Here is a 12,111-nt window from a genome sequence, read left to right on the forward strand (position 1 = left end):
CGACCTACGGGGAGCACATGTGTAGGCCGGATAAGGCGTTTACGCCGCATCCGGCAATGGTGTCCAAATGCAACACGTTTTATCCGTTCTGGACTTCTTCCACCAGCCAGCGAGCCGCAGCAATAACCCCCTGCCCCAGAGATAATCCACCATCACCCGCAGGTAAACTCTGCGGGAAAAGCAATGTGAAATCAGCGAGATAATGCGCCAGACGTGCACGCAGCAGGCGGTTATGAATAACCCCGCCGCTGAATACCAGCGTAGTGATACCGCGCATCGTAGCCTGCTCGCGCATCAACTCGGCAACCCCCTGCGCCAGCGCATCATGAAACGCCCACGCCCGTTGATTAACCGGAGCTTGCCAGTTCAGCCACTGCCGCCAGAAAATGGCGAGATCCAGGTGATTATTGACCAACGGCATTGTCACCGGATGCTTCACGCCGTGGCATGAAGACGCCAGCGCCTCCAGCGTACAAGCCGCTTCCCCTTCATAACTTAACGTGGCTGGCGCACAGCCCAGCGCCGCCGCCACGGCATCGAACAAACGCCCGCACGATGACGCCAGCGGCGCGTTAATGCCTCGTTCAATGGCCCGCGCCAGCACGCTCCAGTTTTGCTGTTGCACACTTACCGTTTCAGGATAATTCTGCCACTCCGGCACAAAGCGCAGGCACTGCGCCAGCAGGTTACGCCACGGCTGCTTTGCGGCAAGATCACCACCAGGAAGCGCCACTGCAGGCAAGCCGCCCAGGCGCTCGCATTCACGATAGTTCACCCGCAGGCACTCGCCGCCCCACAAAGCGCCGTTCTCGCCCATACCGATACCGTCAAGCGTCAAAGCAATGACATCACCGCCATCCAGCGGCCAGTTATGCTCCGCCAGACACGCCGCCGCATGAGCATGATGATGCAACACCGTTTGCGTCGGCAGATTCATTTCACTCGCCCACTGGCTGGAGACATAGCCCGGATGCGCGTCATGCACAACACATTGCGGGGTGAAATCGTAGATGTTCTGCATCAGGCGTAACGCTTCGCGCCACTGCATCTGGATACCATCGTCGCTTAAATCGCCCAGATGCTGACTCAACACGGCTTGTTCACCGCGCACCAGGCTGAAGGTGTTTTTCAGATCTGCGCCAAGACACAGCATCGGCGGCACATTTTTAAAACCCGGCGGCAAAGCCAGCGCATCCGGTACATAGCCACGCGAACGGCGCAACATTTCGCCACTTTCGCGCACTACCGAGTCATCCATCCGCTGCACAATATCGCGGTTATGCAACAAGAATCCGTCGGCAATGTCCTGCAAATCCTCCAGCGCCTGTTCATTGCTGATAGCCGGAGGTTTGCCACTCAGGTTGCCGGAGGTCATCACCAGCGGGCATTGCAGTTCCTGCAACAACAAATGTTGCAGTGGATTCGCAGGCAACATCACCCCAACTTCGTTAAGGCATGGGGCAATATCGTCACAAAGTTCGGGAACGTATTTTTTATCCACCAGCACAATCGGCGCGGCAGGCGTGGTGAGCAACTGACGGACAGCCTCTGGTAGGTTTTCTACCGTTGGCAACATAACCGCCAGCGGTTTCGCCGGGCGATGTTTGCGCGCTCGTAGTGTTGCTATCGCGTCACTGTTACGTGCATCACAGGCGAGATGAAATCCGCCAATCCCTTTGATGGCGACGATTTTTCCCGCTTTTAACTGTGCTATAGCAGCCTGTAAAGCAGCCTCTTGTTTGGCATGTACATCATTACTTACCCATTCAAGATGCGGACCACATTCCGGGCAAGCCACCGGCTGGGCATGGAAGCGACGATCGAGCGGGTCGCGGTATTCTTTGTCACAGGCCGGACATAACGGAAACGCTGCCATCACGGTAAATGGGCGGTCATAAGGCATCGCGCAAATAATGGTGAAACGCGGGCCGCAGTGGGTACAGTTGATAAACGGATAACGATAACGCCGTTCGCCCAGGGTATTCATTTCAGCAAGACAGGCAGGGCACGTGGCGGCATCCGGAACAATTTGCGTATTCATGGTGCCGCCTGTGCTCTGGCGGATAGTGAACTCAGTGGGCAGTTGTGACCAGATAAACGGCTCACGCTCAACGCTATCAATACGCGCCAGCGGCGGGCAGTGTTGATGCAATTGAACAAGAAACGTTTGCGGATCTTCCAGCAGCCGGACTTCCACGCCATCGCCGTCATTACAGACATCGCCGTGAAGATTTAATTGCTGTGCCAGTTGCCAGACAAACGGACGAAAACCAACGCCCTGCACTTTGCCACGAATACGCAGTTGAACACCGCAAGATGTGTTTTTTGCCATTGAGTTATTCCCGCCATCATGAATCCATAACCCACCCTACCGGATGCGACAGCATCGCATCCGGTAGTCACAGGTCAGCAATATCGCCCGCTCCGTATTCTACGAATATTTCGGGGAATTCCTTTGATGCCAGAATAGTTATGTAAGATTTTTAGAACATCATCGCCGTGCGGCGGCGTTTTTCTGCGCTCAGTTGCTCAAGTTTATTACGATCGACACAAATCAGCGCATGCGTCGGGCACGCAGCCATACACGCAGGGCCGTCTTCACGGTGGTTACACAGATCGCATTTATTGGCTTCGGCTTTATCGGCACGTACATTCAGCCCCGCGCCGCTGTTGCGAATCACCGGACGCACCACCACTTCCATCGCGCCGTACGGGCAAGCCACAACGCAGGTTTTGCAACCAATGCAGCGTTCCTGCATGACATGAACAAACCCTTTATCACGGCTGATAGCACCATTCGGGCAGACATTAGCGCACGGAGCATCTTCACACTGACGACAAACAGTAGCAGTGGAAATGTTCACACCTTTAATGACATGGATACGCGGTAAAAAAGTTTCCGGAGTCAGCGAAGCGCAATCCTGATTTTCCTGATGAGAAACCACGCACGCTACTTCACAGGTACGGCAACCAATACATTTACTCGCGTCAGCAATGATGAAACGGTTCATCAAATTCTCCAGCAATGACAGTTAATGCGCCGATACATTCATAAATCATGCCAGTTTTTAATTTGCTGTTATATAAGGAAAATAATTTTCTGGGGCCGACAAAAACACTGTCATCGACACTAGTGACGATGACATGTGATGACGGTAAGGCAATGAGAGAATCGCAGTGAATCAATTTTCTGATGAATGTTTTATCGTCGCCAGTATAAAAAAGTGATTGCCAGTAATGGTGAAGATTTAGATTAGGCAACCCTGCCGGATGCAGCTTACACGTCGCACGAACCATCCAGGCCCGATAAACGTAGCGCATCAGGCAATTTAGCGTTTGCTGTCAGAGCTGATTCACCCCATCAAGCACATCCCCCTTTATCAAACAACGCTGCGTCAGCGCCAGATCTTCCGTTTGCGGGTCGCGCCCGGCGATGGGTTTGATGATGAGTTTACGGTTGGGGGTATAAGCAAAACGCGTGAGAGCGGGATAGCTTAACTTGCCAAACCAGCCGTGAACGCGCTGCCATTTGGCGTCTTTTACCTGATACAGACTGGTTATCCAGTAACCAGAATCAAACTGCATATCCAGCAATTGCGTGTGACCATTGCCTTGCAAATCCAGCAAATCATCTACGCCAGTTTTGCTTGCGGTGTAAAAACCATCGACCTGGAAAACACACGGGCGACCTTGCTGATTAAAGGTCATCAGGATCAAAAACGAGGAAGGCGCCAGCCCGTTTCCCGAAACGCCTCGCCAGATAACCAAATCCTGAATGCCATTACGATCGAGGTCAGCACGGTAAAATTGCGCATTACCCGCCATATTTTGCAGCACACCCACAGGCACAAACCAGGATTTACCAGCACGGTCTTTAGCGGTTAATTGCCAGTAATCCTCTTCATTTGGCATCTTCTCAAGCGTCACGCCAGCAACGCCCACTTTTCTAAAATGCCAGTTTTGATCGGTAAAATAAGGCATGGTCAGGAGAGATTTCAGCGCACGCTTTTGCGCGTATTCGCTGTCACTCATCGGCAGATATTCGGTAAAGCTGGTGGCCTGCGCAGGCAGCACAAAGCCCAATAAAAAAGCGCACATCCCTGTCCTGATTTTCAATTCCCTGAACTCCTTAACGAAGAACTACTCTTCTTCCGCCGTTAACTGCGCAAATCCGCCGTTTCCTTCCCAGCCTTCCAGCCGTTGATAAACGGTTTCCACCGCATCTTTAATCGGCTGGGTCATCGGGTAGTAAAAGCCGACGATATCCGGCTGGATGCCGAGGAAAATCACTTCGCCAATATCTTCTTTCAATTGGTCGATAAGGTAATTCAACGGCATGTTATGGGTCGTCATCATAAACATCTCAGCGATGTCATCCGGGTCGATGATGCGGATCTCGCCGGGGTTTAGCCCCATATCAGTGGCGTCGACAATCAGCAGTCGTGTCGGGCGCAGCTCGCGGATGGCGACAATGTCGTTTTCCGGTGCGCTACCGCCGTCAATCACCACCCAGTTACCTTTCGGCGCGGCGGCGCACTTTTCTGCCAGCAACGGGCCCGCGCCATCATCGCCCATCATGCTATTGCCAACACAAAGTAAAACGTCAGTCACGCAATCTCCTCACCATCAAATAGATGGCGTTTTCCTGATGAATATCATGCAGCATACTTAACAGCATTGTACTCCATTCCTTCTGCTGCGAAGTTTGCGCTGCCCGGGCTTTATCGAATGCATTGGCCAGCATCGGCACATGGTTAATGTCGATGACGATCTCACCGTATTTCGGCACGCCTTCCATTTTTCGGCGGGCTTCGCTGCCCGCCTCCAGTGTCGCAATCCATGCCAGGTATTCATCCCACGGGCAGGTAAGCGCCGCTTCCAGGCAATCGATAACCCCAAGGTGGTGACCAATCGCCAGGCTGTAATAGACCACCTGCTGCGCCTCAGAAGGCGTGGCATCGTTCTCATCAATAAATTTACGGCTCAGTTGACTGAACACCACCTTTTCACTCATCGGATACGCGCCTCTTCAACGACATGATTCAGATGGCTGACAATCTCGTTCAGACGCGGATCGTTTTCCGCCTCCAGCCAGCGTGCAACCTGCTCTTCGCCCTGCCCTAACTGCGTCAGGAAATCATCAGCAATCTGGCGACCGTAACGGTAACCCGCCAGGCGGCGCGCTTCGCGATCCACTTTTACGCGCAGCGGCTGCACCATTTCCGGGTGCAGGATTTCTGCTGGTTGTTCATCCAGTTCGCCGGGGCCACGGGCGTGGATTTTCTGTTCCAGCAAACCGAGCGCCATCGCAAAGCCGTACAGCGTGGCGGCAGGCGTTGGCGGGCAACCCGGAATGTAGACATCCACCGGGACGATTTTATCTGTACCGCCCCACACGCAGTAGAGATCGTGAAAAATGCCGCCGCTGTTACCGCAGGCACCGTAGGAGATACAGATTTTCGGGTCCGGCGCGGACTGCCACGCACGCAGCGCAGGGGATCGCATTGCACGGGTGACCGCGCCGGTAAATAGCAAAATATCCGCATGACGCGGGGACGGAACGACTTTAATGCCGAAGCGTTCTGCATCGAACAGCGGCGAAAGCGTGGCGAAAATTTCGATTTCACAGCCGTTACAGCCGCCACAGTCCACGCGGTAAACGTAGGCAGAACGTTTGATTTTTTTCAGTAACGACGCCTTCATGCTGGCGATGGATTCATCCACCGTCATCGGGACCGGAATGCCGTTGGCGTCACGGGGGCCTAATAAATTGCTCATCAGATGGCCTCTTTCATATGGCGAGTCAGTTCAATACGGTCGGACGGCACCAGGCATTTCTGGCGCTTACATTCCGGGCAAGTCTCAAAGCTTTCGCGGTGGTTTTCCGCGCGGCTGTCGCCGTTGTGCTTAAGCAGCGCAATGGCGTAGTCGATCTCTTTCTGTACGGCGAAAGGACGATTGCAGACGCGGCAGTTGCACAGCGCGAAACGGGACTGTTGCAGGAAGTCTTCTTTCTTCCACACTGCCAGTTCGTACTCTTGCGACAGTTTAATCGCCGCTGTCGGGCAGACTTCTTCGCAGCGGCCACAGAAGATGCAACGACCAAGATTGAACTGCCACGCCAGCTCACCAGTGGCGAGGTCGGTTTCAACCGTTAAGGCGTTTGACGGGCAGGCATTGACACAGGCCGCACAGCCGATGCACTGCTGCGGGTTCTGCTCTGGCTTACCACGGAAGTTTTTATCAACCGCAATCGGCTCCAGCGGATAAGACGAGGTCGCCGTGCCGGTTTTGATGACTTTTTTGATAAAGGTAAACATGGCGATTCCTTATTTCAGCGGCGAGTTTTTACGCTCAATGCTGTAGCGCTCAAGTTCTTTGTACGGCACCACTTTGCTCTTCTTCTTACGCACATCGACCACGGTCATGCGGTCGGTACAGGAGTAGCAAGGGTCGAGGCTACCGATAATCAGCGGTGCATCAGAAACGGTGTTGCCACGCAGCATATAGCGTAGAGTCGGCCAGTTAGCGTAGGTTGCCGCGCGGCAGCGCCAGCGGTACAGCTTCTGGTTGTCGCCGGTCATGCTCCAGTGAATATCATCACCACGCGGCGCTTCGGCAAAGCCCAACGCAAAACGGTGTGGAATATAGGTGAATCCTTCCACCGCCAGCGGGCCACCTGGCAAGTTATCCAGGCCGTAGTCGATCATATTGAGCGAAGTAAAGACTTCGTTGATACGCACTTTCAGGCGCGAAATAACGTCACAACCCTGTTCGCTGTGTACTTCCATCGGCAGCAAGCCATAACCAACAAACGGGTGATCGGCACGGGTATCACGAGCGTGGCCGCTGGCGCGAACCATCGGCCCAACGTTACTGAAGTCGCGGGCGATTTCTGGATCAAGACGACCAATTCCGACGGTGCGCTGTTCCATGTTTGGCGTACTCAGCAGCACATCCACCAGTTCCCGCACTTCACGACGCATTTGCTGCGCCAGTTGGCGGGTCTGGATCATGTCATCTTTCAGTAGATCGCGGCGAATCCCGCCGATCAAGTTCAGACCGTAAGTTTTACGCGCCCCGGTGAGGATCTCCGCCATTTTCATGGAGGATTCGCGCACGCGGAAGAACTGCATAAAGCCGGAGTCAAAGCCAGTAAAGTGGCAGGCAAGGCCGAGGTTGAGCAGATGCGAGTGCAGACGTTCCACTTCCAGCAGAATGGCGCGGATCATCTGCGCACGCTCTGGTACCTGAATGCCCATCGCGTTTTCCACCGACGTGGTGTAGGCGGTGCTGTGGGCGAAGCCGCAGATCCCGCAAACACGGTCAGAGAGGAACGTCACTTCGTTATAACCCATGCGGGTTTCCGCCAGTTTTTCCATGCCACGATGGACGTAGAACAGGCGGTAGTCGGCGTCGATAATGTTTTCACCATCGACGAACAGACGGAAGTGCCCCGGTTCGTCAGAAGTGACATGTAGCGGACCAATCGGTACAACGTTATTTTTCTTATCACCCAGTTCGTTGATGAACTCGTAGGTTTCAGCATCGGTGGTCGGTGCCGGACGCTGACGATAATCCATGCTGTCTTTACGCAGCGGGTAGAGTTCATCCGGCCAGTCATCCGGCAGCACCAGACGACGTTCATCCGGCAGGCCAACCGGAATCAAACCGTACATATCGCGCACTTCACGCTCGCCCCACACCGCCGCCGGAACGCGCGGCGTCACGGACGGATATTCTGGTTTGTTGGCGTCAACTTCGACACGCACGGTTATCCAGCACCTGGTGCCCTTCTCCATCGACAGCACGTAGTAAACGGCATAATGGCCATTCAGTTTGCGCTCGTCGTTACCAAACAGCACCGACAGCCAGCCACCCTGTTTGTAGTAGAGAAACTCCACCACTTCCGGCAGGTAGTTCACCTTTACGGTAACGGTAAGCTGATCTTTGGTCTGCCAGGCGTGGTCCAGCACGACGCCCGGAAATGCCTCATTCAGCGCGGCGAGATAATGTTGACCTAATTTTTCTTCAGACATGCTCAAACTCTCTTTAATCACGCCGCCAGCAAGGAGACGAACGCTAAAAATGCAAAGCCAAAACCAGCCCAGGTCATGCGCGGAGTAATATCAAGACGCAGACGGGCCATGCTGTTTTCGAATAGCGCGATAACCAGTACACCGACCACCAGTTTGACGATGGCAATCACCAATGCCAGCAGCAGCCCACCGGCGGTGAAGGTTTCCATTTGTCCCCACGGGATAAACACCCCGACGAACATCTGCAACACCACCAGTTGTTTCAGGCTGATACCCCATTTCATTACGCCAAAGCCGCTACCGCTGTATTCAGAGAGCGGCCCTTCCTGCAACTCCTGCTCGGCTTCCGCCAGGTCGAACGGCAGTTTGCCCATTTCGATAAATGTGGCGAATGCACAGGCGCAGAGCGCCAGCACCAGTGGAATACTTTGGCTCAGCGGCCAGTGATAAACGGTGTCGGTGATGTTGCTGATGTTGGTGGAACCGGCAACCTGTGCGGCGACCCACAGCCCAAGCAGCAGCATCGGCTCAACCAGCACACCCAGCATCGCTTCACGGCTCGCGCCGATAGCGGTAAACGGGCTACCGGTATCCAGACCGGAAATGGCAAAGAAGAAACGCGCGATAGCGAAGAGATACAGTAAGGTGATCAAATCACCCAGTTGCGGCAGCGGAGAACCGACGGTCACTACCGGTAACGCAGTGGCGATAGTCAGCATGACGCCCACCATCACATACGGCGTCAGGCGAAACACCCAGCCAGAGGCATCCGGGCCAACGCTCTGGCGACCCAGCAGTTTGATAATGTCGCGATACTCCTGCAGCACGCCTGGTCCGCGACGGTTATGCAGACGGGCGCGCGCCACGCGGGTAATACCGGAGAGCAGCGGCGCAACGGCAAATAACACCAGCGCCTGAATTAACGGATACAAAACACTCATTCTCAGGCTCCTCGTGAAACAATAATCACCACCAGTACCGCCAGTTCAACCAGCGCCATCCGGCGGAACAGCAACGCACTTCCCTCGCTCTGCCAGCCCGGCACCAGCGACACCGGATTCAGCACTTTGCGCAGTTTCAGCACCGGCGCAAACGCCTGTTTCACCGGCATGGCAAAACCGTGAGCAGTAATCACCATTGATTTTTCGTGGTCATAGCCACACACCCATGCCGCGCCACGGGAACGTGACGGCAGACGGTCGCCTTTGCAAATCGCCATAATGATGAATGGCAGCAGCGGGCAGGCAATCAGCAGCAACGTGATCATCGGTTGAGAAACGGCGGTGTTAGCAGGCTCCAGCGGCAGAGGTACAGCAGCAGACAGCATCGGCAGCAGCCACGGCGCAGCAACACCGCCAATCACGCAGCAAATCGCCAGTGCCACCACACTTACGCTCATCAGGATCGGCGCACAGGTGGCGTTTTCAGCTTCTTTGGTACGCGGTGCGCCGAGGAAGGTTACGCCATAGACTTTCGCCATACACATCACCGCCAGCGCACCGGTAATTGCCAGACCCACAGCGAGCAGCGGCCCCAGCAGACGGGCAACAAACGCGCCGCTATTGCTCAGTTTGAAGAAGGATTGATAGATAACCCATTCACCGGCAAACCCGTTCAGCGGCGGCAGCGCCGCCATTGCCATCAGCCCGACTAACATGGCGATGGAGATAACCGGCATTTTCTTGCCAATTCCGCCCAGTTTTTCGATATCGCGATGACCAGTACGGAACCAGACGCTACCCGCACCGAGGAACAGTACGCTTTTGAACAGGCTATGGTTAAGCAGATGGTACAGACCACCGACCAGGCCAAGGGCAATCAGCGCCGGTTGTTCAAGCGCGATACCCGTTACACCAGCGCCCAGCCCCAGCAGGATAATGCCGATATTTTCCAGCGTGTGGTAAGCCAGCAGACGCTGGATATTGTGCTCCATCAGTGCATACAGACCGCCGACGAACGCGGTGATCATGCCGAGCACCAGCAGCGCAATCCCCCACCACAGCGGTGCGTTCCCCCCCAGCAGCGACAGAGTTAAAATACCCAGCAGGCCAATTTTCATCACTACTGTGGAAAACAGCGCTGCCGCTGGCGCAGAGGCGTTGGCATGAGCCTGCGGCACCCAACCATGCAGTGGGATAATCCCGGCCAGCAGGCCAAAGCCAATCACGCCAAGCAGCCAGATATCGGAACCGAGCGGCAGTTGTTGCACGCGCATATCCAACAGGCGCAAATCCAGCGTGCCATAACGCTGCCACACCAGCCAGCAAGCGATCGCCAGCAGCAAAGTGCCAAGACGCCCCAGCGCAAACCACAGTTTGCCCTCTTTGCTATTACTGGTGAGGAACACCGCGCACAGGGCCATAATTTCAGCCATTACCACGAACATGCCCAGGTTACTGGCGATGACAGCGCACACGGCGGCAGCCATCAACATATTGATCTGCAAGCCGTTGCATTTCACCTGCGCATGGCGATGCCAGTCAATGTTGTAGAGGCTGACAAACAGGCCGCACAGACCAAGGGTAATCAGCCAAATCGCGTTAAGCGGGGAAATTTGGATATCAAAACTCACCAGCGACAGCGCACCGCTCACGCCGACCGCCCCCGTCAGCACGGTGAACCCTGCGGCAGCCGTGTACAGGCTACCGACCGCGCCGCCAATCCCGGCAATCCAGCCACTTAGCGCCTTATGAAAAGAAAAGAGAAATGCCAGAACAGCGGCGGCGGCAAACCACGCCACGCCGCTATTGATCAGTGAAATTGCGCTCATTTAGCCTCTCCACTTTGAGCCTGCTGAAACAAGGTGAGATCGCCAAAGTCCGTGTTAAAAGTCAGCTCACGCTTACGCTTGCTGACGCGGGCGATATCGGTGTTATCCACCAGATGCAGGGCTTTGGTCGGGCACATCCGCACGCAGGCCGGACCTTGTTCATCAAAACTACAGAGGTCACATTTGACGGCGATTGCGCGAATACCCGGCACCCAGTCAAGCAACGTGCTGACACGCGCCGGAGCAGGCGGTGCCGGTGGCGCTTTCGCGGTATTGGCGTTTGCCGGAATATCCAGCGGACGGCTGCCGGAAAATTCGATTGCGCCAAACGGACAGGCAATGCCGCACAGTTTGCAGCTTACGCACAGACTTTCATTAAGCTGGACTGCGCCATCAACGCGGGTGATAGCGTTAACCGGGCAGACCACCGCACAGGGCGCATCTTCGCAGTGATGGCAAAGCTGCGGTGCAGATTCTTTATCATTCAGCATCACTCGCAGGCGCGGCATAGATTGCAGGCCGTGCTGGCGATGCGTCTCTGAACAGGCTGCTTCACAGGTGTGGCAGCCGATACAGAGCGTGGAGTCAGCAATTACAAAACGATTCACCAGGCATTCCTCAGGTGATTGTCATTTTTGACGAAAACATGCCGATGAAATGTCATTTTCGACACTCATCGACACGCCCATCCCCAAACAGGCATGACGCCTGCAACACAGGCAAAGCCTCAGCTCATGCTGCCGAGCTTTGTCCCTTTACCAGTTGGCTTAAATTCACCGGGGTATTGTTTTCAATGGCGGTGTATAAGCTGTCGTAAACGCCAGCGATTTTTTCGAGATAGTGTTCCAGCACTTGTTCGCGATTGCGGATGTTGACCTTGCCATCAATCATGCCGTCAATGCCCAACTGAGCCTGTGCAATCTGCTGTTTATCTTCGCCGTCTTTCGTTTCAACGTAGTACTCGATGGTGTGGCTGTTAAAACCATCCCCGAGGGTGACGTAAATTCGAAAATGCTCAAAAAGAACGAAACAGAGTTCTTTATCTGGCGCGCAGCTCATAGCGTGATGCAAACGCGCTTTTGATAACGTGATCCCCTGAACCAGCGAATTGCAGTAAATATGCCACTGGTCCTGTAGGCGACGATGCCGCTGTGCGATGTAATCGGCTTTCTCGCTTATTTCCCAAATAGTCATTGTCAGGTTACCCGTTTAACAGAGATGCCTGCCCTCAAGCATTTTTTGTGCCAATTTTTAATCTATTGTTATTTAAGTATTTTTTATGATTCCACTGAATTTCGACGT

General features: G+C 54.6%; 13 protein-coding genes. All 13 read right to left on the reverse strand.

Features of this window, described 5'->3' with window-relative positions; genetic code table 11:
* Positions 1-79: 79 nt before the first annotated feature.
* Positions 80-2,332: a carbamoyltransferase HypF gene (gene hypF, locus A1WG_RS17730; RefSeq protein WP_001516941.1), complete on the reverse strand. Its 2,253-nt coding sequence runs from the start codon at positions 2,330-2,332 to the stop codon at positions 80-82.
* Between the two features lie 151 nt (positions 2,333-2,483).
* Complete coding sequence (gene hydN, locus A1WG_RS17725) at positions 2,484-3,011, reverse strand: electron transport protein HydN (protein WP_001078778.1); 528 nt, start codon at positions 3,009-3,011, stop codon at positions 2,484-2,486.
* Positions 2,989-3,297, reverse strand: a complete 309-nt coding sequence (locus tag A1WG_RS22880) for a hypothetical protein (RefSeq protein ID WP_133115474.1) — start codon at positions 3,295-3,297, stop codon at positions 2,989-2,991. The genes hydN and A1WG_RS22880 overlap by 23 nt, the downstream gene beginning before the upstream one ends.
* A gap of 45 nt (positions 3,298-3,342) precedes the next feature.
* On the reverse strand, positions 3,343-4,098 hold the full coding sequence (locus A1WG_RS17720; protein ID WP_001516942.1) for a hypothetical protein: 756 nt from the start codon (positions 4,096-4,098) through the stop codon (positions 3,343-3,345).
* Positions 4,099-4,140: 42 nt separating this feature from the next.
* Positions 4,141-4,611, reverse strand: coding sequence for a hydrogenase maturation peptidase HycI (hycI, locus tag A1WG_RS17715; RefSeq protein WP_001516943.1), 471 nt, complete (start codon positions 4,609-4,611; stop codon positions 4,141-4,143).
* The gene (hycH, locus tag A1WG_RS17710; RefSeq protein ID WP_001291934.1) at positions 4,604-5,014 is read right to left on the reverse strand and encodes a formate hydrogenlyase assembly protein HycH; all 411 of its coding nucleotides are present in this window, start codon (positions 5,012-5,014) and stop codon (positions 4,604-4,606) included. Before hycH ends, hycI begins: the two co-directional genes overlap by 8 nt.
* On the reverse strand, positions 5,011-5,778 hold the full coding sequence (gene hycG / locus A1WG_RS17705) for a formate hydrogenlyase subunit HycG (RefSeq protein ID WP_000067394.1): 768 nt from the start codon (positions 5,776-5,778) through the stop codon (positions 5,011-5,013). The genes hycH and hycG overlap by 4 nt, the downstream gene beginning before the upstream one ends.
* Positions 5,778-6,320 (reverse strand): formate hydrogenlyase subunit HycF, encoded by a 543-nt coding sequence (gene hycF, locus A1WG_RS17700; RefSeq protein WP_000493799.1) that lies wholly within the window; start codon positions 6,318-6,320, stop codon positions 5,778-5,780. Before hycF ends, hycG begins: the two co-directional genes overlap by 1 nt.
* 9 nt (positions 6,321-6,329) lie before the next feature.
* Positions 6,330-8,039 (reverse strand): formate hydrogenlyase subunit HycE, encoded by a 1,710-nt coding sequence (hycE, locus tag A1WG_RS17695; RefSeq protein WP_001288146.1) that lies wholly within the window; start codon positions 8,037-8,039, stop codon positions 6,330-6,332.
* 17 nt (positions 8,040-8,056) lie between these two features.
* The gene (hycD, locus tag A1WG_RS17690) at positions 8,057-8,980 is read right to left on the reverse strand and encodes a formate hydrogenlyase subunit HycD (RefSeq protein WP_001516944.1); all 924 of its coding nucleotides are present in this window, start codon (positions 8,978-8,980) and stop codon (positions 8,057-8,059) included.
* A 2-nt stretch (positions 8,981-8,982) separates the two neighbouring features.
* The gene (gene hycC / locus A1WG_RS17685; protein ID WP_016242535.1) at positions 8,983-10,809 is read right to left on the reverse strand and encodes a formate hydrogenlyase subunit 3; all 1,827 of its coding nucleotides are present in this window, start codon (positions 10,807-10,809) and stop codon (positions 8,983-8,985) included.
* Positions 10,806-11,417 (reverse strand): formate hydrogenlyase subunit HycB, encoded by a 612-nt coding sequence (gene hycB, locus A1WG_RS17680; protein WP_001079169.1) that lies wholly within the window; start codon positions 11,415-11,417, stop codon positions 10,806-10,808. Before hycB ends, hycC begins: the two co-directional genes overlap by 4 nt.
* 124 nt (positions 11,418-11,541) lie before the next feature.
* A complete protein-coding gene (hycA, locus tag A1WG_RS17675) occupies positions 11,542-12,003 on the reverse strand; it encodes a formate hydrogenlyase regulator HycA (RefSeq protein ID WP_000158067.1) in 462 nt (153 codons plus the stop codon).
* Positions 12,004-12,111 lie beyond the last annotated feature (108 nt).

It is taken from the genome of Escherichia sp. KTE96 (assembly GCF_000408525.1).
Lineage (GTDB): Bacteria > Pseudomonadota > Gammaproteobacteria > Enterobacterales > Enterobacteriaceae > Escherichia > Escherichia marmotae.